Source organism: Embleya sp. NPDC055664, from assembly GCF_053618075.1.
The window spans coordinates 765,733-789,506 of record NZ_JBSHGZ010000001.1 but is presented as its reverse complement, the minus strand read 5'-3'; the positions used below and the strand labels follow the sequence as shown (position 1 = coordinate 789,506).

Annotated in this window: 12 protein-coding genes; 7 read left to right on the top strand and 5 right to left on the bottom strand. The window is 71.4% G+C overall.

Annotated features, from left to right (window positions below):
• Positions 1 to 7: 7 nt before the first annotated feature.
• A complete protein-coding gene (locus ACWGR4_RS03175) occupies positions 8 to 943 on the top strand; it encodes an NAD-dependent epimerase/dehydratase family protein (protein ID WP_452130340.1) in 936 nt (311 codons plus the stop codon).
• A 16-nt stretch (positions 944 to 959) separates the two neighbouring features.
• Here the strand turns inward: ACWGR4_RS03175 and ACWGR4_RS03170 are convergent, their stop codons facing one another.
• Positions 960 to 1,571: a NeuD/PglB/VioB family sugar acetyltransferase gene (locus ACWGR4_RS03170; protein ID WP_452130339.1), complete on the bottom strand. Its 612-nt coding sequence runs from the start codon at positions 1,569 to 1,571 to the stop codon at positions 960 to 962.
• 123 nt (positions 1,572 to 1,694) lie between these two features.
• Here ACWGR4_RS03170 and ACWGR4_RS03165 point away from each other — a divergent pair, with 123 nt between their 5' ends.
• The 3 genes from ACWGR4_RS03165 to ACWGR4_RS03155 all read left to right on the top strand — a co-directional run bounded on the left by ACWGR4_RS03165 (position 1,695) and on the right by ACWGR4_RS03155 (position 9,932).
• On the top strand, positions 1,695 to 2,750 hold the full coding sequence (locus ACWGR4_RS03165) for an O-antigen ligase family protein (protein ID WP_452130338.1): 1,056 nt from the start codon (positions 1,695 to 1,697) through the stop codon (positions 2,748 to 2,750).
• A 566-nt stretch (positions 2,751 to 3,316) separates the two neighbouring features.
• Positions 3,317 to 5,347 carry a hypothetical protein gene (locus tag ACWGR4_RS03160; RefSeq protein WP_452130337.1) on the top strand — a complete coding sequence of 677 codons (2,031 nt, stop codon included), beginning with the start codon at positions 3,317 to 3,319 and terminating at the stop codon, positions 5,345 to 5,347.
• Between the two features lie 31 nt (positions 5,348 to 5,378).
• The gene (locus ACWGR4_RS03155; RefSeq protein WP_452130336.1) at positions 5,379 to 9,932 is read left to right on the top strand and encodes an FtsK/SpoIIIE domain-containing protein; all 4,554 of its coding nucleotides are present in this window, start codon (positions 5,379 to 5,381) and stop codon (positions 9,930 to 9,932) included.
• A 69-nt stretch (positions 9,933 to 10,001) separates the two neighbouring features.
• On the opposite strand, the gene ACWGR4_RS03150 is transcribed toward ACWGR4_RS03155, so the two are convergent.
• The 3 genes from ACWGR4_RS03150 to ACWGR4_RS03140 form a co-directional block, all read right to left on the bottom strand.
• Positions 10,002 to 10,328, bottom strand: coding sequence for a hypothetical protein (locus ACWGR4_RS03150; RefSeq protein WP_379997210.1), 327 nt, complete (start codon positions 10,326 to 10,328; stop codon positions 10,002 to 10,004).
• 42 nt (positions 10,329 to 10,370) lie between these two features.
• Positions 10,371 to 10,682: a hypothetical protein gene (locus tag ACWGR4_RS03145; protein WP_078974492.1), complete on the bottom strand. Its 312-nt coding sequence runs from the start codon at positions 10,680 to 10,682 to the stop codon at positions 10,371 to 10,373.
• A gap of 79 nt (positions 10,683 to 10,761) precedes the next feature.
• Positions 10,762 to 11,568: a hypothetical protein gene (locus ACWGR4_RS03140; RefSeq protein ID WP_452130335.1), complete on the bottom strand. Its 807-nt coding sequence runs from the start codon at positions 11,566 to 11,568 to the stop codon at positions 10,762 to 10,764.
• Positions 11,569 to 11,764: 196 nt separating this feature from the next.
• On the opposite strand from ACWGR4_RS03140, the gene ACWGR4_RS03135 reads away from it, so the two are divergent.
• From ACWGR4_RS03135 to ACWGR4_RS03125, 3 genes are read left to right on the top strand one after another with little or no spacing between them, the layout of a single operon-like run.
• Positions 11,765 to 19,102 carry a hypothetical protein gene (locus tag ACWGR4_RS03135; protein WP_452130334.1) on the top strand — a complete coding sequence of 2,446 codons (7,338 nt, stop codon included), beginning with the start codon at positions 11,765 to 11,767 and terminating at the stop codon, positions 19,100 to 19,102.
• Entirely contained in the window at positions 19,099 to 21,723 is a 2,625-nt protein-coding gene (locus ACWGR4_RS03130) for a right-handed parallel beta-helix repeat-containing protein (RefSeq protein ID WP_452130333.1), read from the top strand. Before ACWGR4_RS03135 ends, ACWGR4_RS03130 begins: the two co-directional genes overlap by 4 nt.
• 2 nt (positions 21,724 to 21,725) lie before the next feature.
• A complete protein-coding gene (locus ACWGR4_RS03125; protein ID WP_452130332.1) occupies positions 21,726 to 22,862 on the top strand; it encodes a hypothetical protein in 1,137 nt (378 codons plus the stop codon).
• 141 nt (positions 22,863 to 23,003) lie between these two features.
• On the opposite strand, the gene ACWGR4_RS03120 is transcribed toward ACWGR4_RS03125, so the two are convergent.
• Positions 23,004 to 23,768 carry a sugar transferase gene (locus ACWGR4_RS03120; protein ID WP_379997200.1) on the bottom strand — a complete coding sequence of 255 codons (765 nt, stop codon included), beginning with the start codon at positions 23,766 to 23,768 and terminating at the stop codon, positions 23,004 to 23,006.
• Positions 23,769 to 23,774: the final 6 nt, after the last annotated feature.

Below are 23,774 nucleotides of genomic sequence, written 5' to 3'. Positions count from 1 at the left end.
GGACTTTGTGAAGGTAGTGATCACCGGCGGTGCCGGTTTCATCGGCGCGAATCTGGCCGCCTCGTTGCAGGGTCACGATGTGGTGCGCGACGTGCACGTGGTGGACGATCTGTCCACGGGGTCGCCGGCGAACCTCACCGGGTTGAAGGTGACGTTGCATCAGGGCTCGATTCTGAAACCGGAGTTGCTCGACCGCGCGTTCGAGGGTGCGGACGCGGTGGTGCACTTGGCCGCGTTGCCGTCGGTGCCCCGGTCGGTGGAGGCACCGCTGGCCAGCCACCACGCCAACGCGACGGGCACCCTGGAGGTGTTGGAGGCGGCGCGGCGGGCCGGGAACATCCACGTGGTGGCCGCGTCCTCGTCGTCGGTGTACGGCGCGAATCGCGAGTTGCCCAAGCGTGAGGACATGCGCACGGCGCCGCTGAGCCCGTACGCGGTGAGCAAGTTGGCCACCGAGGCGTATCTGATCGCGTACGGCAACTGCTACGGGCTGCCGGTGTTGCCGTTCCGGTTCTTCAACGTCTTCGGCCCCGGCCAACCGGCCGATCACGCGTACGCCGCGGTGATTCCGCGCTTCGTGGACGCGGCGTTGGCGGGTCGGCCGCTGTCGGTGCAGGGCGACGGCGAACAGACGCGCGACTTCACCAACATCGACAGTGTGTGCGCGGTGTTGACCGATGCGGTGTTGCGCCGGGTGGTCTCGGACATCCCGGTCAACCTGGCCTTCGGCTCCCGGACTTCGTTGAACGCGCTGATCGCCTTGTTGGCGGATGTGCTCGGGCATGCGGTCGAGGTGGAGCACACCTCGCCCAGGCCCGGTGACGTGCGGGACTCCCAGGCGGACGGGTCGCGGCTGCGCGCGTTGTTCCCGGCGGCCGAGCCCGTCGAGTTGCGCGACGGGCTGGCCCGGACGGTCGAGTGGTTCCGGTCGCGGCTTGGTTGAGGTGTGGTCGGGCGGGTCAGTCGTCGGCGGGTGTGCGAAGGGGGCGGGCGGGTGCGCCCACCACGGTGGTGCGGGCGGGTACGTCGCGCGTGACCACGGCGCCCGCGCCGACGAAGGCGTCCGGGCCGATGGTCAGGCCCTGTAGGACGACGGCGTTGCTGCCGACGGTGGCGCCCGCGCACAGGTGCACGTTGCCGGAAATGTTGGCGCCCGGGTACACGGTGGCGCGCGCGTCGAGCACGGTGTCGTGGCCGATGGTGGCGTTGTAGTGGACCTGCGCGTGCGGGCCGAGGGTGACACTGCTGGAGACGTACGCGTTGGCCTGGACGAGGCAGCCGGGCGCGAGCACCGTCTCCGGCGCGATCACCGCGCGCGGATGTACGAGGGTGGCCGGGCGCAGGCCCCGCCGCTCCAGCAGGAGGGCGAGCCGGGCCCGGGCGGCGGGCGCGGCGATGCCAACCAGATATTCGCCGCCGCCGGCCTCGTCGGGGCGCAACACCGGCAGTCCGCGCACCTGTTCGCCGGCGCGGGCGTCGTCGAGGAACGCGGTGACGGTGAGCGCGGCGGCGAGCGCGGTGTCGAGGGCTTCGCGGCCGACGCCGCCGGCTCCGCAGATGTAGAGCTGCATGGGGGACATCCTGGCACCGCCGGGCGGTCGGGGTGGGGCGCACACGAACGCGAGCGTGGGCACGAACGCGGTCGCGGGCGCGGCAGGACGGGCCCGGATCGTCGAGTGGAAGCGAATGGTGCGGTGAGTACTGACCAAGAAGGCGACCTTCGGGTCCGCGGCAGGGCGCGATATCTGTCCCGATTGGATCCGCCGGGTGCCGCGCTGATCGCGGTGGCGGCGTTGTGGACTCCGGTGGCGGCGGCGAACCGGGTGGGTGCGCCGGGGAGGTATCTGCTGGCGTTGGCGGTCGTGGCCGGGGCGTACGTGCTGGGGCGGCTGTGCGGCGGGCGGTTCGCGTTACCCGTGCCGGCGATGCTCGCCGGCGCGGTGACGGTGATGTTGGTGGTGTGGCCCGACGCGGTGAGTGGGGACGCGACGGCGCCGCCGTTGGATTATGGGAACGCGGACGGCGCGCTGGTGGCGCAGGGGGTGGGGGCGGCGTGTCTGGCCGCACTGGCCGCCGTGTCGGGTCGGTGGCGGGCCGGACTCCTGGTGTTGGCCGGGGTGTTGGTGGTGGGTACGTTCGCGACGCGGTCGGTGGCCGCGGCGGCGGGTGCGCTGGCGGTGTTGTCGACCGCGCTGCTGGCGCCGCTGGTGCGGCGGCGGGGCACGGTCGTGGCGTTGTCGGCGCTGTGTGCGGCCGGGGTGGTGCTGGGCACCGTGGTCCTCGGAGCGCTGGGTACGCGGACGGAGGGCGTCGAGGGCGCCGCCCGGGCGGGGTTGACCGAGCGTCGGGTGCAACTGTGGGGCGACGGCGTACATCTGACGAAGCGTTTCCCGGTGCGCGGGACGGGTCCCGGCACGTTCGTACGGAACAGTCCGACAGTGCGTTCGGACGCGGATGTGCACTCGGCGCATTCGATGTGGCTGCGGCAGAGCGCCGAGCAGGGCATCCCCGGCGCGCTGTGTCTGGTCGCCGTGGTGGGATGGGTGTACGTGCGGTTGTGGCGCTCGGCGCGGTCGCCGGCGGTGGTGGCGGTGGGATCGGTGGCCTTCACGGCGTTCGTGGTGCAGGCGTCGATGGACTATGTGGCCGAGTTTCCGGCGGTGTTGGCGGCGGTCGGGGCGCTGGTGGGGGTGGCGACGGCGGGGCCGGACGCGCGGGTGCGGGCGGTTCCGGCGGTGGGGGCTTCATAGCGCGGGCGCGGTCTTTCCCGGCGTGATCGGGTGAACGAGGCGGCCGACGACCGAAGTTGCCGGGGTCGCGGTTTGTCCGGGTCAGCCTGATTGAGGGCTTTGCGCGACTTGCCCGCTTCACCCGATCTATGCTCGGGAAACCTCAGATGAAGCTCAGATCCGTCACGTCGAGGCGGGTCCCCGTCTATTTTGTGGAATCGCCGCACCACGGGCGCACCTATTTCCCAGGCAAGGGGAATGTCACGTCGATTCGCAGGTTTGTCGATCTGCGTGCAGGATTGCCGGAATCCCGTTTCGAGTTCGTTGCGGGATTTTCCAGAGAATGAGAACAGGCGGGACGGACGGTCCGGGGGGCCGTCTGCCGTTCGGGTGGGTACGAGCCCCGACATCCCGTTGTACGTGCAGGTCACTGCCCTGTCATCAGGCGGGCGTGGGACCGGCCGGCCGCCGGGCCGGCGCGGTGAACCGACGTCTCGCCATGCCCCCGAAACGGTGTCGGATGGTTCCGAAAAGCCCAACTCGAAATTCTGCGTCGGCTCTTTCGAATACGCTGCGCGACTGCTTCAATGCCCACTGATCTCCGGGTGGCCCCGGTATCACCTGTTCAGTGGGAGGGCACGATCAGCAGCACGACGGCCGCCAATCCTTTCGGCGCGGACTTCTGGAGCGGCAACCGGGGCGTGGGCTGGCTCGCCCTGCTCGAACTCGTGATCCTCGTCGCGGTGTTGCTGCGTGTGTTGTCCCGACGGGCGGGCCCGCGCGGCCTGTTCCGCGGGTTCGGGCATCAGGTGGCCGCGACGGGGCGGGCGTTCGCCGCGCCATTCCTCGCCTGGCGACGGGATCGCCGCGGGGTCGCGGTGCTGGCCCGGCATCTGGGTGCGCCGGAGACCTTCGAACGGGCCGCGCGAGCGCTGGGCGCGGCCCGGGCGGCGGGGGCACGGCCGTGGGCGGTGGTGCTGACGGGCGAGCGCGTGGCGGTACGGCTCGCGGCGGTCCGGGCGCCGGAGGTCGCGGAACCCTGGACGGTGGACCCCGACGACGCGCTGGTGTGGACGGCCGCGGTGGCCGATCTGGGGATGCCAGAGCCGACGGAGGTCGGGCCGCTGCCGATCGTGGTCGGGTTGATCGGGAGCGATGTGGTCCTGCTGGATGCGGCGGCGGTGGGGCCGGTGGTCACGGTGACCGGGGACCGGGCGGGCACCGATCTGGGCCATGCGTTGACCGCACAGCTGGTTCGGCGGTTGCCCTCGGGTGTGGTGGGCGTGGCTCACGGTGTGCATCCGGGGTTCGCCGGGCGGTCGGCGGCCGAACTGGCCGCCGATCCGGCGGTACGTGTCCTGGTGTGCGCCGAGCCCGCTCCGGAGGCGGCGGGTGAACCGGCGGCGTTCGCGGCACGGCCGGGACGTACGGTGCTCGTCCTCGGGGAGGTGCGGGGGCGGCGGCTGAGCCTGCGTCCGGACGCCTTCGGCGTGTTGCCGGCCGCGGACGGTCTGGGTCCGGTCGAAACGGCCGGCCTGGCGCGGGCGGTGGCCCGCGTGATCCGGTCGGGGCGCCCGACGGGGCCGACGGTGAACCCGCCGAGCACGACGCCGCCTGCGGCGGACACGGGCCGGCCGGTGCCGGGGGTCGTGGGCGGAACGGGTGTGGGGCGGGCGGGAGTTGCGGACGCCGCGCCCGTGCGGGTCGGTGCGGGAGCTTCGTCCCGAAACGGCACGGATGTCGGCGGCGGCGCGCTGGACCGGGCGGACGGTGTGATCGCGCCCATCGGTGCACAGGGCGCGGCCGGCTTGGGAGGCGGTACGGCCGGCGCCGGCGGGGCCGGCCGAGTCGGCGATGTGGCCACGGTCGGTGCGGTCGGCGCGCGGACCGGCGGTGACCCCGCCGCCGGCTCGGGTGTGGGCGATGACGGTGGCCCGGTCGGGGGTGCCGCTGCGGCGGTGGAGCCGGGCGGGGCGGAGTCCGCCGGCGGGCGCCGTGGATCCGCCGGGCATGGGTCCGGCTCGGCGGGCAGCGTGGGCGACGGGCGGGTGAGTACGCGGGCCTCCTCGGGCGGTGCCGCCACGGCTGCCGCGTCCGCGTCGGGCCCTGCGGGTCCTGCGGCTGCCGGCGCGTCGACAGGCACTTCGGCGTCGGCGTCCGCGACCGCCGCCGCGGATGCGGGGGTTCCGGGGCGGGCTCGATCGCGCGTGTCGCCGTCGACCGCCGGTCAGCGGCGATCCGACGTCGATCTCCGCTCCGAAGGCGGGGCGGTCTCGGCCTCCCCCGCACCCGAAGCGACCCACCGTCCGACTCCGGCGGCCTCGCCGCGTCCCACGACCGCAACTCCCACGGCATCCGCGAACACCGGATCGCCGACCGCGCCACCGACCCCCGAAAGGCCACCGGCCGCAACCACCACCGGCCGCCGGCCCCCGGCCTTCGCCTCGGCCCGCCGACCCCACCAACCCACCGAACCACCCGCAGCACCTTCGGCAACCGCCGGATCCGAGCCCCCCGCCGAGCCCCCGGCAACCACCGGATCCGAGCCCCCCGTCGCGTCCGACGTGCTCGGGGCCGATGAGTTCGCCGCCCAGCCCATCAACCCCGCCCGGCCGTGACCGTCGTCCGTGTGCTTCTGGAGGCGATCCCATGCGATTGACCATCACCGTGTCCGAGCCCGCGCGGGGGCGGCGGGAGTCGATTCTGGTCGACGCGCCGGCCGAGAGCACCGTTCGGGATCTGCTCGAACACCTCGCCGACACGCACGACCTGGGCGCGCCCGGGTTGCCCTGTCGGCTCGCGGACACCGTGCTCGACCCCGACGAGCCCCTGTCGGCCTGCGGCATCCGCGAGGGTGGCGAACTCACGCTCGGGGCGGCCCCCGCCGCGCCGCCCCCGTGCCCCGATCCGCCGCTCGCCGAGTTGCACCTCGCGGCGGGGCCCGGGGCCGGACGGGTCTGGCCGCTGCCGATGGGTACCTACGACATCGGCTCGGCCCCGGAGTGCGCGATCCGGATCGACGAACCCGGCGTACCGGCGCACGGCATCCGGGTCACGGTCGGCCCGAACGGCAGGGTGCGGGTCGCCGCGCCGGCCGGGAGCGCGCTCCGGCTCGGGCGGGTGTACCGGACCAAGGAGGACACGCCCGAGCGGCCGGTCGACCCCAAGGAGAAGGAGTTCGCCGACGAACCGCCGCCGGACCCGGAGGCGCCGATCGTCGACGAGGTTGCCTGGGACCTCGGCGTGGGCCTGACCGTGGGCCCGGTACTGCTGCGCCCCGCCGCGCCGTTCGACGCGGGCGCGGACATCGTGCCCTCGGCCGACGGCGCGGGCCTCGACTTCAACCGGCCCCCGCGCATCGTGGAGCCGGTCCAGGGCGGCCGGTTCCGGATCCCGACCCGGCCGCGCGGCTCGTTCCGGCAGCCGTTCCCGATGCTGGTCACGCTCGCGCCGATGTTGCTCGGGCTGGTCATGGTGAAGGTCTTCCACTCCTACTTCTTCCTGATCTTCGCGATCTTCAGCCCGATCATGGCGCTGGCCAACTGGATATCCTCGCGGCGCAGCGGGCGCAAGCAGTTCGTCAAGGACCTGGCCGCCTACCGGGTGCGCAAGGCGGAGGTGCTGGCCGAGGTGGCCGCGAGTACGGAGGTGGAGCGCCGGGGACGGGTGGACGCGATCCCGGACCCGTCGACGACCGGTCTGTTCGCCACCGGCCCGGGGCAGCGGTTGTGGGAGCGGCGCCGGGTCGATCCGGACCATCTGGTGTTGCGCGTGGGCACGTCGGCGCACACCTCGCTGAACGAGGTCGAGGATCCCGATTCGCAGTCGTTGGAGCGGCGCGCGTCGTGGACGGTGCCGGACGTGCCGACGGCGGTGGATCTGCCGCAGCAGGGTGTACTCGGCGTGGCCGGGCCCGGTGGGCCGGCGTTGCGGATGGCCGGGTGGCTGGTCGCGCAGGCGGCGATCCTGCACAGTCCTCGCGATGTGCAGGTGCGGTTGCTCACCGGGGCGGCGGGGGCCGAGGAGTGGGGGTGGCTGGCCTGGTTGCCGCATGCGCGCGGCATGGTGCCCGGCGGGCCCGAGGTGTTGCTCGGCAGCGATCCGGAGACGATCGCGGCGCGGGTCGCGGAGTTGGTCCAGGTGGTACGGGCGCGCCGGGCCGCCGCCGAGACGTTGTTGCGCAACGCGGTGTTCGCCGAGCCGGACATCGTGCTGGTCGTGGACGGCGCCCGGCGGTTGCGGGAGATCCCGGGCATGACGCAGGTGTTGCAGGAGGGCCCGCAGGTACGGGTGTTCTCGATCTGCGTGGACACCGAGGAACGTTTCCTGCCGCAGGAGTGCACGGCGGTGATCGGCCTCGCCGACGCGGGGCAGGGGCGTGGTCCGGTCGCGACGTTGCGCCGGCACGGGACGCCGACGGTCGCCGATGTGCGGCCGGATCTGCCGACGCCGGCGTGGTGCGAGTCGATCGCGCGGGCGCTGGCGCCGGTGCGGGACGTGACCTCGCCGGACGAGGGTGCACTGCCGGATCGGGTGTTGTTGCCGGAGTTGTTGGCGCTGGATCCGCCGGACCCGGCGACGATCGGCGAGCGTTGGCGGCGGCGACCCGCGTCCACGCGGGCGTTCCTGGGCGCGGGGTACGACGGCCCGGTCTCGTTCGACCTGGTCCTCGACGGTCCGCACGCGTTGATCGCGGGCACCACGGGGTCGGGCAAGTCGGAGCTGTTGCAGTCGTTCGTGGCCGCGCTGGCGGCGGCGAACCGGCCGGACGAGTTGACCTTCGTGCTGGTCGACTACAAGGGCGGCTCCGCGTTCAAGGACTGCGTCGAACTCCCGCACACGCTCGGTATGGTCACCGACCTCGACGCCCAACTGGTGCATCGGGCGATGGCCTCCCTCGGCGCCGAACTGACCCGGCGTGAGCTGCTGTTGGCGATGGTTGGGGCGAAGGACCACGCGGAGTATCGGGGCAAGCGCATGCGGGACGCGGAGTTGCCCGCGCTGCCGCGACTGTTGTTGATCGTGGACGAGTTCGCCACGCTGGTGCGCGAGGTGCCGGACTTCATCCCGGGTCTGGTCGGGATCGCCCAGCGCGGTCGTTCGCTGGGGATCCACATGGTGCTCGCCACGCAGCGTCCGGCCGGGGTGATCACGGCGGACATCCGGGCCAATACGAATCTGCGGATCGCGTTGCGGGTGACCGATGCCGGGGAGAGTTCGGACGTGATCGACACCAAGGACGCGGTGGCGATCTCCTCGTCCACGCCGGGCCGGGCGCTGGCCCGGACCTCGCATCACACGGTGATCCCGTTCCAGACCGCGTACGCGGGCACCGAACGGGTGGACACCAAGGCCGATCCCGACGCGATCCGGGCGCTGCCCGCTCCGGTGGAGCCGGTACGGCCGCAGACCTCGGTGTTGTCCTGGAGCCGGTTGGGTCGGCCGCGTCCGCCCGCCGTCGAGGTGGACGTCGAGCCGCAACCACAGCCGGGGGACGCCGAACCGACCACCGACCTCAAGGAGTTGGTCACCGCGATCTCGGCGGCTGCAGCGGCCCTGCCGGACTTCGTCAAGCCGCCGAGCCCGTGGCTGGACCCGCTGCCGCATCGGGTGCTGCCGGCGGACCTGCCGCCGGCCGCGCCCGGCGCAGAACGACCGCCCGGTGCGCTGGAGCCGGTGGCGTGGGCGATGGAGGACGTGCCGCATCTCCAGGCGCGCAAGCCGGTGTTGCTCGATCCGAGCACGTTCGGCCACCTGTTCGTGGTGGGCGCGCCGCGCACCGGGCGCAGCCAGTTGTTGCGCACGATGGCGGCGGCGCTGGCCCGGCGGCACTCGTGCGGTGTGGTGCACATCCAGGCGATCGACGCCGGGGGTGGGGCGTTGGCCGTGCTGGCCGATCTGCCGCACTGCGGCACGGTGGTGCCGCGCAACGACCTGAGCCGGATCGACCGGTTGATCTCCCGGCTCGGCGAGGAGTTGAGCAGCCGTCAGGAGCTGTTGTCCCGGCAGGCGTGCGCGAATCTGACCGAGTTGCGGGCGAGCGACGCGCGGGGGTGTCCGGCGCATGTGTTCCTGCTGATCGACGGGTGGGATCCGCTGGCGCCGACGCTCTACGAGTACGACGACGGCCGGGTGATGAACGAGGTGGTGCGGTTGTTGCGCGAGGGCGCGGCGGCGGGGATCCATCTGGTGATGACCTCGGAACGCACGTTGATCAACGGGCGGTTGTCGTCGGTCAACGACGACATGGTGCTGTTGCGGCTGGCCGATCGGGCCGAGTATTCGGGCGCGGGGGTGCCGCGGACCGCGATCCCGGGGTCGATGCCGCCGGGGCGGATCCTGGTGTCGGGTTCGTGGACGGAGGCGCAGGTGTGTCTGCTCGGTCCGGGTGAGAGCGGGCGGGAGCAGGTCGAGGCGCTGCGCCGGATCGCGGCGGACGCGCGCGAGCGGGACGCGGGGGTGGATCCGGCGCGGCGGCCGTTCGTCCTGGCGCCGCTGCCCACCTCGATCAGCTTCGCCGAGGCGTACGAGGCGGTGAGTGAGGAGCAACGCCGCCCGCTGTGGGGGCTGTTGGGGATCGGTGGCGACGCGGTGGGCGCGGTCGGCGCGGATTTCGCCGACGCGCAGCACACGTTCGCGGTGGTCGGGCCGCCCGGCAGTGGGCGCAGCAACACGCTCGCGACGATGGCGGTGTCGCTGCTGGCGAGCGGGACCCGGGTGGTGGCGATCACGCCGCGCGATTCGCCGCTGCGCCTGTTGCGGGCGCATCCGTTGGTGACGCTGGTGGAGGGGGCCGACTCGGACGGCTCGCGGACCTCGGCGGCGGTGGCGGAACTGGCGGGGCCTGCGGTGGTGTTGATCGACGACGCGGATCTGCTGTCGGAGATGGGGTCGATGGTCGGGTACGCGCTGCGCGATGTGATCGGTTCCGGCCGCGACCGGGGTATCGGGTTGGCGTACGCGGCGACGGCCGAGACGTTGTTGCAGTCGCTCAGCGGGTGGTTGGGCGATGTCCGGCGCAACCGGCAGGGCATTTTGCTGTCGCCGCAGCTCGGTGGGGAGGGTGATCTGATCGGCGCCCGGTTGCCCACCGAGCGGGTTCGGCAGCCGCTGCGGATCGGCCATGCCTGGATCCGGGACCGGAAGGGTTTCCTGGCTCCGGTGCTGGTGCCGGAGACACAACTGCGCCCCGCCGCCGAATGACGGCGGGGGGCGCGGGAGAGCGGCGGCGCGGTTCCCGGTGGTCGATCCACGCGGGAACCGCGGGCCGGGTCAGGTGGTGTGGGCGGGCGGCGGCTTGACGTCCTCGCCGTCGAGGCTGCGCAAATTGCTCACCACGACCTGGAAGGTGTCGCTGAACTGCTTGATCGAAACCATTGCCTTGTCGAGCGAAGTGGTCAACTCGTCATAGGACTGGGTCATCTGCGGGCTGGTCTTCCGCAGATAAAGGCCACCGTCGGGGTTCAGCAATGCCGTCACGACGCCCCGCAGACTCTGCAATGCGTCCTGTGTGCTTTTCGCACTGGTCACCATGTCGGTGGCGACGTGTTCGACCTCGGTGATATTGACATCGACATCCGTGCCGGTGGGAGTGGTCATGCCCATCCTTTTCGTGGTGCGGGAGCAGGGGGGTGGATTCGGTCAGCCGGACTTCTGCAGCGCCGCCTTCATCGACGAGTCGAGCTTCTGCGCCGCCTCGACAATCTTGTCGAATTGTTGGGAGAAGGTGATGATGTTGAGGATCGCCTTTTCCAGGTCCGCGCTCAGCGTCTTGTATTTGGTGTTCAGTTCGTCGCTGCTGAGCTTGAGCCAAAGGCCGGATCCGGGCTTCAGCAGCGCGTCCACCTTTCCCTGGAGTCGGCGAATCTCCAGGACCGCCGCGTCGGATACCTTCTTCATTTCCAGTTGGGCGGTGTGCACCTGGTCGTAGGTAATCTTGAAATCGCTCGCCATGGAGAATCCTCACTGCGCCGTTGTGATGTTTCGAAAATGCTGCACGGACTTGCGTGGCCGTGTGCGGACGTGTGTCGGGCTACCTCGGGTCCCGGCCATGGCCACCGATCGGCGGTCGGTACGGGGGCTCCTTGACGACCTTGGTCCATGGGGACTCGGGGTCCTTGATGTTCGGGTTGGTATAGACCGTGGTGCCGTCTTTGTCGGTGATCGTCTTGGTGCCCCGGCCGGCCGCGTCCACCTCGACCTTCTCGGTGCTCACCGAGCCGTCCCGACCTGTGGTGACGGTGTTGTAGGCGCCGTTGTCGCCGTAGGTGGTGTGCTCGGTGTAGGTGGTGCCGTGGTCGGTGATGGTCACCGTCTGCTCGGTGACGTTGTAGTTGGCGTCGACCTTGACCGTGACGTCGGTGGTGACGCCGTTCTTGTCGGTGTTCGTGTAGTGCAGGGGTGGTTGGTCGCTCGGTTTCTCCGGCGCCGTCTCACCCTCCTTCGGCTTTCCGTCCGGGTGGGTCTTGAGCCATTCGTCCCAGGCTTTCTTCTGCTGGATCCAGCGGTCCAGCGGATTACGTCCCGGCGTTGCCGCGAATTGTGCCGCGACGCCGTCGTCCCAGGCTTCCGCGCCGTCGGCGACATAACCGAGGAGTTTCGACAGCGCGCCCAATCCGTCGACCGCCTTGCCCATGGGTGCAGACCACGCGGTATAGAAGGAACCGAGCGGGGCGGCCACGCCGCCGATGTCCGCGGCCGGGATAGTACCGTATTGGCCGGGCACCTGGCTGCCATAGGTACGGAACTTCGCCGCGTCCTCCTTGAACGTATTGGCGAGCAGCGTCAGCGCGCTCGCCATTTTGCGAAGCTCGGTGTAATCGAGGGAAATATCGGGCAAAGCGAACTCCATTCGACAGATCGGCGTCGGGTTCGGCCTCGCACCGCGCCCGAACACTGGCGCCGCGTCTCATCATCGGCCAAGATTGCCGGAGAATAAAGAGCCGCAGCGACCCGTCCCGATATCGCCGATGCGCTGCACCGCCGTCACGAGAGCATCGACATCCGACGCGATCGAACTTCCGCCCGGAGGGCCCATGCCACGCAATGTCGATACCACGACGTTGAAAAAGCTGGGGTACACGGTCGATCAGACGCCGGGTGATCCCGACTCGATCCGGGACGCCTCGCTGTATCTGGCCGCGTTGGCCAAGAAGGCATCCGACGCCTCGCTCAAACTCGCCGGGCTGGTCCAGGACGACGCGAACGCGCCGCTGATGGGCGAGGCCGCCACCGAGTTGCGCGGGCACGTCAAGGACCAGTTGAAGCTGTTCGTGGACAGGCTGGCCCAGGCCACCCAGATCGCGAGCACCGCGCTGTCCACCTATGGGACGGACCTGCTCGCGGCCCAGCAAAAGGGCCAGGAGGCGCTGAACGCGGCGGCCCCGCTGCCCGAGGGCGACCCGGGCCTGGCGGCGGCGAAGTCGACCATGGCCACGGCCAGGACGATGTACTTGGAGGCGGTGGAGAAGGCCCGCAAGGCGCTGGCTCCCGCGACCGCGCTCAAGACCAGCCCGAAGACGGTGGCCGAGGAGTTCTGGGACTTCTTCAAGATCTTCACCATCGTGCTGACCGTGCTCGGCGTGCTCTTCGGCGGACCGCTGGGGCTGCTGGCCTTCGGCGCCAACCTGGTCGTGCTGGGCAAGACCATCGCGGACTTCGCCAACGGCAAGGCCACCGGGCTCGAACTGTTCCTGAACATCCTGGGCGTGCTGTTCCCCTCCACCAAGGCCCTGCTGCCGGCGCTGCTCAGCGGCCTGAAGAACCTCCTGGTGGGTCTGGGCAAGGGTGCGGTCAACCTGTTCAAGGGCGCCGGCAACCTGCTGTCGCTGCTGAGCACCGGCCTCAAGGGATTCAACCTGTCCGGCTGGCGGTTCGCGCTCGCGTACGCGGGTCTGCTCACCGGCGCGCTCGCGTTCAAGGGCGGGGTGCTGGTCGGCAAGCTGCTGGTGTTGCCGTTCAAGGCGATCGTGTGGGTCGGCAAGACCGCATGGGCGGTGGGCAAGAAGGGCTTCGCCGAACTCAAGGGCTGGGGTTCGCTCGGCATTCTGCTGCCGGTGGCCGGCGACGAGATCGCCAAGCTGGGGCTGGCGCGGGCGCTGAAGATCGGCTTCTGGGAGCGCGGAGTCCTGGGCAGCCAGAAGGACTTCATCCGGGCCGGGCTGGCCGTGCCGCCGGCCGCGGCCGGGACCGCGGGCAAGATCGGCGGACACACCCTGGACAAGTTGCCGATGCCGCCGGGGCTCGGCGCGGGCCGGGACCTGTCCTCGTTCACCGGCTTCGGGCTGCACGACATGCCCAGGCTCGGCAGCTCGTTCGACACCGCCGTGTTCGTGCCGGCCGCGAGCGGGCTGTACACCGCGCACCACGGGCTCGGCGTGTACAGCTTCGGCAACACCCTGCTCGGGCACGAGGGTCTGCAGACGCTCGGCACCACGATCGGGCACGGCGTCACGCCGCAACTCCAGTGGAACTCGCTGCACGACGTGCTGAACCAGGCCGTGGGCGGGACATCCGCGCTGCGCGGCCTGGACGTGGGCGCCCTGTCGCCGCACACGCTCGGCGGCGCGGTGGAGAGCACCCAGTCGTTCACGAAGAGCGCGATCGGTGTCGGCGAGGAGGTGCGGATGACGCCGCTGCCGGAGATCCGCCGGCTGACCCACGGCGACACCACGCTGACCACGTCCGGCATGGACCGATTCGTGGCGACGCACACCGACGCGCTCACGAACAAGGTCACGGTCGCGAACGCGGTACCGGCGCCGACCCTGCCGAACGCGGTACACGCGCCGGGCGCGCCGACGTCGGTGCACGCGCCGAACTCCGTGCAGACGGCGGGTTCGGTACACACGCCCAACGCGGGGGTCGGAATCGGCGCGGGGGCGGGCGCCGGTGCGGGTGCGGTCAAGGTCGACGTCTTCGACCTGCTCGCGCCGGGCGCGGGCAAGGGCGGCTCGACCCCGCCCCCGCCCCCATCCGTGCCGCCGGTCACGCCGATCGGGCCGGGCGTGTCCGCCCTGCACCAGGACAACGCACTCAACCTGCTCGCCGGCGGATCCCGCACCGGCGATCAACTCCCGGCTGCCTCGGCCCGATTCACCCCGGTCGACCTCGCCGGCGGCAACTCCGCCGGTGCCCTGCGGCCGGACCTGGCGGGCGGGCAGAAGGCGATCGACACGGTGTCGGCGCTGGTCGGCGAGAAGATCCCGATGCGGGCCGACCCGCCGCCGGTCGGCCACACTCCCCCGCCGCCGGCGACCCCGACCACCCCGCCTCCGCCGCCCGTCGGGCTCGGCCGCGAACCGCTGCCGCCGAACGCACTGGCGAACTTCGGCGCGGAGCAGCGCACGGTCGTCACCAAGGCCCTGGACGACGTGGCGACCGGGCCGGGTCCGGGCGGCAAGTCCACGCAGGGACTGCCCGGTTCGCGGTTCGAGGCGTGGCACGACTACTCCCGGGCCAAGCAGGCGTTCGACCGGGCCGCGACCACCGAGCAGGGGCTGCGGACCCGACTGCTCACCGGCGACACCAGTTCCGGCACGGTGCGGGCCCAACTGATGGTCGCCACCGCGGAGCGGGCCAACGCCCGTCTGGCCCTGGAGGATGCCACCACGGCGTTGAAGGCGTGGGGCGTGGATCCCCTGCACGCGGCCCCCGCGGTCGCCGAGGCGATGTCGAAGCTGCGCGGGTTGCCCGGTGGGATGCCGCCGGTGGAGTACGCGCTCGACGCGCGGATCCGGGTGCCCGATTCGTGGCCGCAAAGTGGCTCCGTCGTCGGACACAACGATCCCGTCGTGCACATGTTCCGCACCGGGGACACGGTCGACCACTTCGAGGTGCTGGGTCCGATGGGCCCGGGCGGGACACGGCCGCTGCTGCACGACGGCCATCTCCTGCCCGACGGCACCTACCAGGTGTTCCACGGCAGGTTCGGGGCCGACAGCTCCTTCGAGATCTGGGCGGACACCGGTGGCACGCGCCTCGCCACCGGCGAACTCCGCGGCGGGGGACCCAATTTCACGGTCACCACGGATCACGGCGACTTCCGGATTTGGGGGCCTCGGGGTGCCGACGGCACCCACCCGCTGCTCGCCGACGCGCGGCTTTCGGACGACGGGACCTTCCGGGTCACCGATGGCGCGCCGGGCGACCGCAACGGCTTCGAGATCTGGGCGCACGCGGACGAGCAGGTGCTCAGGACCGCGTACCCGGGACCGGACGGCACGTTCCACGTCCACGAAGGCCCTCGCGGCAGCAGCGACGACTTCCGCATCTGGGGACCCCGCGACCCCGACACCGGCCTCCATCCGGTCCTGGGAGAGGCGCACCGCCTTCCGGACGGCACCTGGCGGGTCGAGAACCTGGCGAACCGTCCGGCGGGCGATTTCCGGATCCTGGGACCGCGCGGCGCCGACGGCGCCCACCCGGTCCTGCGCGACGTGCACGTCCCGGGCAACGGCACGCATCACGTCTACGACGGGCCCCCGACCGACCCCGGACGCAACTTCGAGATCCGCTCCGCCGCCGACGACACGCTGCTCGGACATGCCGAATTCCGCTCCGGCACCGGCGACTTCCACGTCACCAACGTCGGCGACAACCACTTCCAGACCTGGGGACCCCGCAACCCGGACACCGGCGCCCACCCCCTCCTCCGGGACGCCCGCGCCCAATCCGACGGTACGTATCACGTCCATGCCGGCCCTCACTCCGCCCCCGGACAGAGCTTCGAGATCTGGTCCGACACCAACGGCACCATCCTCAAACACGCCCAATACCGCGCGGCCACCGGCGACTTCCACGTCACCAACACCGGCAACGAGCACTTCCAGACCTGGGGACCCCGGGACCCCGACACCGGTGTGCATCCGGTACGCGAGGACGGGTACGCGCTCGGTGGGGATCGTTTCCAGGTGTTCGAGGGGCCGCGCGGGAGCGCCGAGCGGTTCCGAATCCATGGGCCGGCCGGCGCGAACGGTGTCCGGCCGCCGGCCACGCAGCACGGGTACGCGCTGGGCGACGGCACCTGGCAGGTGTACGAAGGGGCCGCACACGGCCGGTTGGACGGCTTCCGGGTCTGGGGCGCGGACAACGTCCCGCTCCGGACCGGAACCCGCATTCGGGCCACGGAGCGTTTCCGGGTCACCAACGACGGCGACGACCACTTCCAGATCTGGGGACCGCGCGGCGCGGACGACGCGGCGCCCGAGGTGTTCAAGGACGCCCGCCGGCTGACCGACCGGCGATACCAGGTCTTCGAGGGTCCGCCCACGGCCGGCAACCGCGACTTCGAGGTATGGGCGAGCGATTCCTTCCGGATCGACCAAAACGGCGCCGTGCACGGCGGGAAGGTCACACACGTCGGGGAACGGGTCGGTGAGACCGCCCACTTCCGGGTCACCGATCGGCTCCGCGGCACCTGGGAGAAGTGGGACAGCGCCGACCTGGCGAACCATCGGCTGCTCGAATACCCGGTGAACGGTCCCATCCCAGGAGTCGTTCGGCGGATCGATCACACGAACGGCACCTGGCAGGACGTACGCCCCCCGAACGCCCCGCTCGGCCACGACCTCGGCTGGGAACACATGCCCTTCCGCAAGGGCACCGTCGAGCAGTGGCCCGCCGGGCCGAACGGCGAGTACAAGGGCATCCGCACGCTGACCGACGGCAACGGCACCATCGTGTACACCCGCGACCCGTCGGTCGTCGACGGCCACTGGATCGAGGCGATGCGCGACCACGCCGGCAAGTGGCGGTGGGTGGACAAGACCGGCGAGGGTCGCACGATCGCCACCGGCCGGCGATACGTGCGCTGGGACACCACCGCGTACGACGTGATCGACGGCGTCTTCGACCTCAACGCCCGACACCTGTTCGGCGGCAAGGTCCGGGACATCTTCCCGCAGCTCGACGGGGGCCGCTTCGTCGCCGAGAAGGGCGGCCTACGGGACTGGCAGTGGCAAAAGTGGGACGCCGAGGGCGCGCTTCAGGCGAAGGGACGGCTGGAATACCGGGTGGACCCGAACCTGGGCTTCCGGGCCCGGGTCACCGAAGTCCGGCTACCCGACGGCAGATTCCACCGGCTCACCGACGCCGACCGCCCTCTCGTCGCCTTCGAGCGGTTCGCGCCCATGCGCGGCAGCATGAAGGGCGACAAGTTCTTCTCCGCGCCCGACAAGGCCCGCGGCACCCGGCAGTTCACGTTCGACGCGAACGCGCGACCGGCGGACCAGTTCAAGTACTCCATCGAGCGCAACTACGTGAACGAGGAGGCGGCCACCTTCGCCAAGTTCGGCGAGACCGAGCTGAAGGTCCGGCGGATCTGGCAACAACGTTTCAACACCCCGTTCTTCCCCGGGCACGTGGACTTCCCCGGCAACCCGGTCACCGGCGACAGTCGGCTGTACCGGTACTGGACCGTCTCGGAAAAGAGCGGCGCGGAGACCACCGCCCGCACGCTGCGCGTGCAGCGTCTGGACGGCACCTGGCAGGACTTCACCGCGAACCGCGAGTTGGTGCGGGAAAGTCGGGTCCTGGCCGACGGGCGCAAGATCGAGTTCACCGCCGACGTCCCGGGGCGCAGCGGCACCTGGCGGGAGGTGGGCGGTACCGGCGGCGGGCCGCGGGTCTTCGACGACAACCGGGGCTGGATCGACTACGCCGACCAGGCCCGCACGATCGAGGTCCGCAAGACCATCGACGCCAAGGGCACGGTGCGCGAGTATCCGGGCACCGCGGGCGACGCGGGCGCCTGGGTGGATCGCAACCGCTTCGGCCAACTGGTCGCGCGTCGGGACGAGATCCCCGGCGGCTTCCTCGAGGCCCACATGCGCAAGGGACCGGACGGCGAGTTCACCTGGACCAAACAGGCCGGCCCCGGCAACCCGCCCTTCGAGGGACCGACCACCGGCACCCGCACCACCAATCGCGCCGGCGCGCAGATGTGGGGTGAGGGATTCGACGACGCGTTCAAGGACTTCGCCCGGATCGACGGGCGGGACGTACTGGTCTACGAGCGCAAGTCGCTGGCCGACGGCCGCACCGCGATCATCGAGCGAGACGGCGCCGGCAACTACCGGACCACGGTCAGGGGCCGGGACGGCGCCGTCGAGGCGGCCCCCGGTGTCGGCGACGTGCGGCACATGGAGGCCGGCGCGAAGGGGTGGTACGACGAGTTCACCGACGCCGACGGCAACGTGCACACCCTGCGCGAGGGGCGCGGCGACGCGATCCGCGAGTATCACGTCACCGACGGCAGGGCCGATCCGCGGCACTGGGACGACGTGCGCAACGGCACCAAAATCCGCTCGTACGAGCCGATCACGCACGGTGGGCAGCCGGTGGGCTACCTGGAGAAGGACATCGCCTATCTCCAGCAGCGCATCTACGACGTCGACGGCGACCTCGTGGTCCATCAGGGCCTGTCCACCCGGATCTTCGAGAAGACGCAGGCCGCGGACCCGAGCCTGATCAATCGGATCGAGTCCAAGCTGCACCCCGACAAGGCCCTGGCCAAGGGCGTCGACTCGCGGTTCAAACTGGTCGGGCGCGGGGTGGATCATCCCGGCGCGCTGAACGACTTCCGCGGCTACAACAGGGCTCTGGCGGACAGCAACCGGCGGCACTGGGGTGCGTACGACCGGGTCACCGGCTCGGCGGAGTGGACCTTCGAGCAGAAGGTGTGGACCAAGGTCGGCATGGAGTTCATGCAGGACTTCGGCTTCTCCGTGCTGGCCGGCATGATCACCGAGTGGATCAACGACGGGAGCATCTCCGGTGCCGACTGGGGGAAGATCTTCCTCAACTCGGCGGTCTCCGCGTCGTTCGCCGGTCTGATGGCCCGCTTCCACGAACTCAAGCTGAAGCCCGGGTCGTTCTCCCCCAAGCAGTTCAAGGACGGGCTCACCGCCAACGACTTCGGCAAGCCGTTCAACACCAACCCCTACTTCGGCGACAACTGGAAGACCGACTGGTCCAACTTCGACACCGCGTTGCGCTGGCGCTCGGGGATGTACAAGTACAGCCTGGGACTTGCGGTCAATCCGATCGTCGCGTTCGTCAACGGGTCGATCAACGCCGCGGTGTTCGGCGACAAGAACGGCGTCAAGCACTACGGCCTGGACGCGCTGAAGTTCGGCGGGGTCGCGGCGCTCGGCTCGCTGGCCGGTTCGGCGTTCGGGCCGGGGGCGTTCAAGTTCGCCTACGACGCCTATGCGGCGGGGCGGTTCTGGCGCAAGTCCGGGATCCTGGACCTCGGCATCAAGTTCGGTGAGAAGTTGATCGACGCCCAGCTCAACAAGCTCTTCCAAAAGGCGCTCGGGCTGAACGAGAAGTATCTCTACCCGCCCACGCCCGAGAACGGACAAAAGCCGTGAGTGTGTTCGGCAACCGCGGCAATCGCGGCCCCCGCGGCGACCGCCCCCAGCGTGGTGGTCGCCCCGTCACCACCGGTCGCACCATCGCAGAACTGATCGGCGCCGCGCCCGACGGCGGCCGCGTCCTGGTCGCCCCCGGCGAGTACCGCGAGCATGTCGTGCTCGATCGCGGGGTGGTCCTGGTCGCCGAACAGGGGCCCGGCAGCGTGCGCCTGACGGGTGCTCACGATGTCGCGCTGACCGTGCGCGGCGGGGTCGGCGTCCGGGTCGAGGGGGTGGTCCTGATCGCCGCCGACGCGGCCGCACCGGCCGTGCGGGTCACCGGTGGCGCCGAGGTCGCCTTCGACGACTGCCGCGTCCTGGGCGGCCGGGTGGAGATCGCCGACACCGCCCGGGTCCGGCTGAACGACTGCCGAATATCGGCCGCCGGGGTGGCCGGAGTGTCGGTGGCCGACGACGCGCGCCTGTCCATGACGGGGTGTCGGATCTGCGCGGTGGACGGCGCGGGTGTGCTCCTGACCGGGTCGGCCACGGTGACCCTCGCCGATTCGGTGGTCACCGAGGCCGGCGTCGGCCTGAACGTGCGGGACACCGCGAGCGTGCAGGTGCGCGGCTGCGCGTTCGTGCGCTGCACGCACAACGCCGTGCTGGTGGAGAACGAGGCGACGGCCGGCCTGGACGCCTGCCGCTGCACCGACAGCGGCGAGGACGCGGTACTGGTGCGCTGTGTCGCGAAGTTGACCATGCGGGGCAGTGCGGTCGACCGCGCCGGGGCCTCCGGGGTGGCCGCGATCGGGCAGGCCTCGGCAAACGTGCTGGACTGCCAGATCGTCGGTGCCGCGCTCAGCGGCGCGGTCGCCGACGAGGAGTCCCGCCTCGACCTGGTCGGCGGCCTGATCCGGGCCACCGGCGCCAACGGCGTCTTCGCCCGCGGGTCGGCCCGGATCGGCCTGGACGGCGTCGTGATCGCCGACACCGCGTTCACCGCCGTACACCTGGACGAGCACGCGCACGGCGAACTGGCCGCCGTCGTGCTCGGCCCGACCCCCGAACACGGCCTGTGCGTGGCGGGCGCCGCGGGCGTGACCGCGACCGGCCTGCTGGTGCGCGCCGCCGAGATGACCGGGATCCACCTCGGCGGCACCGGCACCGCCCGGCTGCACGCATCCGCGGCGCACCGCTGCGGGATCGGGCTGCGCGTGGACGAGGGGATCGACGCGGAGGTCGAGGACGCCACGTTCGCCGCCACCGGGCGGGCCGGGATCGAGGTGGGACCGCACGCCCGGCCGACGCTGCGCCGGGTGCGGGTCGCCCGCGCCGGCACCGCCGGGGTGGTCGTGCACGAACGAGCGGCGCCCGTCTTGGAGGACTGCGCGGTCACGGACAGCGCGGGTTCGGCGATGGTGGTGTGGACGGACGCGGCGCCCGTGGTCCGGGCCGGCGCGCTGACCGGCGCGGGCAAGAACGGGGTGTACCTCAAGGGTGGCGCCGGCGGCGAGTTCACCAACTGTGTGCTGGGCGGCTCGGCCTATCCGGCGGTCTACGTGGCCGCCGGCGCGGCGCCCGTGCTGCGCGCGTGCACATTCCGGGACTGCCCGGGCGATGCGACCATCGAGGACCCGGAGCAGACCTCGGCGGTGTTCGCGGACTGCGTGGCCCACGGGGTCGCCGAGGTCCTGGTGTCCGGCCGGGGTACAACGCTGCCGGCGGGTCCGAACGGCCTCGCCGAGGGCTCCGGCGCGGCGGACGACACGGATCGGGCACCGGCGGATCTGGACACGCTGCTCGCCGAATTGGAGGAATTGGTCGGGTTGGCCCGGGTCAAGCACGATGTGGCCACCCTGGTGCAGTTGATGCAGTTGGTCCGCCGCCGCGAGGAGGCCGGGCTGACCCCGCCGCCGCTGAGTCGACACCTGGTGTTCGCCGGCAATCCGGGTACCGGCAAGACCACCGTGGCACGTTTGTACGGGCGGATCCTGGCCGCGCTCGGCATGCTCTCGCGCGGTCACCTGGTGGAGGCCGATCGCGGTGCGCTGGTCGGCGAGTACGTCGGGCACACCGCACCACGCACGACGGCGATCTTCCGCAAGGCGCTGGGCGGCGTGTTGTTCATCGACGAGGCGTACTCGTTGACGTCGGCGGGCGGCAGCGACTTCGGGCAGGAGGCGATCGCGACACTGGTCAAGCTGATGGAGGATCACCGCGACGACATCGTGGTGATCGTCGCCGGCTACCCGGACGAGATGCATCGTTTCATCGACTCCAATCCCGGCCTGGACTCGCGGTTCAACCGCACCGTGGTGTTCGAGGACTACGCGTCGGCGGATCTGGTGCGCATCGTCGAACACCAGGCCGCGGCCTACGAGTACACCCTCGACGAACCGGCACGCGCGGGCCTGTTGGCCTACTTCGACTCGGTCCCGCGCGACCGGCGGTTCGGCAACGGGCGTTCCGCGCGGCAGGCCTTCCAGGAGATGACCGAACGGCATGCCCGACGCATCTCCGCCATCGTCGAGGTGACCCCCGAGGATCTGGTCTCCCTGCGCGCACCCGACCTCCCCGATCTCGTTCCGGCCGCCGGCGATCCCGCCCGGGCGGCCGAACCGACTCCGAAAGGCTGAACATGGCCGAACCACCCAACCCGAACGCGGACTTCCAGCGCGCGTTCGCCCGCTCGGTGCGCACGCCGATGCGACCGCTGCGGCCCGGCCGCCGGGTCTGGGCCGTGAGCCTGGGCATGCCGGTGCTGGCCGCGGCCGGGCTGGCGGCGGTGACCGTCGTCTCCGCGATCGACCTCGGCGGCGACGACGGCGCTCGGCGCAAGCCGGTGGCGCAGGCCGCGCCCATGCAGGACAAGCCCGTGGAGGTAGTGCCGAGCGGGGGCGGGGCGGCGCCGCAGAGCGGTCCGAGCGCCGGGAGCAGCACCGGCGACTCGGCCGGCGACCCCGGCCCGACCGGCGCCGGCACACCCGGCGGCGGTTCGGCGTACCCGCCGGGCTATCCGTACCCGAACGGCGGCTCCCCCGGCGGGGGCGCGTCGGGTGGCGGCGGGTCGGCGGCGGGCGGCTCGACCGGCACGTTCGGCGGCGGCGGTTCGACGCCCGACGCGCGCAACCCGGCCACGGGTTCGCCCGGCGGCGGGGGCGGCACGGCGCCCGCGCCCGGTGGCGGCAGCCCGGGCGGATCCGGCAACAAGCCGGCGCCGCCGCCGGTGCAGCCCGATTCGTTGGCCCCGAAGCAGACCTTCCTGGGCACCTCGGGCTACGGCTGCGCGAACAACGGCGCAAGCGGTTTCGCCGAGGTCGGCCGCTACAGCGACGGCTCCAAGGGCTGGTACACCGTGGGCAGCGGCGGCTGGAACAAGGATGGCTGCAACGGAAAGTTCGACGCGGTGCCGATGTCCGGGGACAAGAACAAGGACGACGCGAGCGCGCGCGTGTTGTGGTGGTTCGACGTCGGCAACGCCTCCAAGCGCTGCCAGTTGAGCGTGTACGTGCCCTCGGGCAACGGCCGTGACGTGGGCGGGAACCCGGCGCAGTACTTCGTGCTGCGCTCGCGCGACGACGACAAGACCGGTGCCTGGTACGCCCAGTTCCAGGTCAACCAGGTGAACAACAAGGGCCGTTGGGTGAATGCGGGCACCTTCCCGGTGGCCAACGGCAAGGTCGCGGTGAAGCTGGTCACGCGCGGCGTCGACTGGGGCGGCACCGCGGGTGCGCACCTGGCGGCCGGTCAGGTCCAGGCGAGCTGCACGGGCTGATCCGAAGACGCGGCCGGCGCCGGGCAGTCGGCGCCCGACGCATGGCACTCGGCGCTCGGCGCTCGGCCGGGAACGACGATGTCCGTGCTCGATCCCCACGATCGGGCACGGACATTCGTGCGTCTCGGTGTCGCCTCGGCCTCAGGACACCTCTTCGGCCAGCGAGTCTCCCGCGTGCCGCTGCGGGGGCAGCAGGCGGGTCGGGTCGACCGGCGAGTGGGTGATCGGCCCGCTCCAGACGATGGGTCTGGGCAGCGGGAACGCGTCGGTACGCGGAGTACGTACGGGCCCGGGGCGCGGCTGCGTCCCGGGCTCGCCCGCCTCGACCGAGGCCGGCACCGGGAAGCCCGGGTTGACCCCGCCGGCGGCGGTGATCCCGGACGGGCGCAGCAATACCCCGACGGTGCGCCACAGGATGACCAGGTCGACCCGCGCGCCGCGATTGCGCACGTACCACAGGTCGTACTCGATCCGTACCGGCCAGCTGAGCGCGTTGCGGCCCTGGACCTGGGCCCAGCCGGTCAGGCCGGGGCGCACGTCCAGTCGGCCGCGCTGGCGCGGACTGTAGTGCACGACCTGGCTCGGCAGCGTCGGCCGGGGGCCGATGATGCCCATGTCCCCACGCAACACGTTGATCAGTTGCGGCAGTTCGTCCAGGCTCGTGGTGCGCAGGAGTTGCCCGACCCGGGTGATCCGGGTGGCGTCGGGTTCGTCCGGATATCGCGGGTCGAGCATGGTGCGGAACTTCAGGATCTCGAAGTCGCGGCCGTGTAGGCCGCTTCGGGTCTGACGGAACAACGCGGGTCCACCCATGGTCGCGCGGATCATCACGTGTATCGCGAGCAGTACCGGTCCCAGTAGAACCAGTGCCACCGCGGCCACGGTGATGTCGAACAGTCGTCGCATGCCATG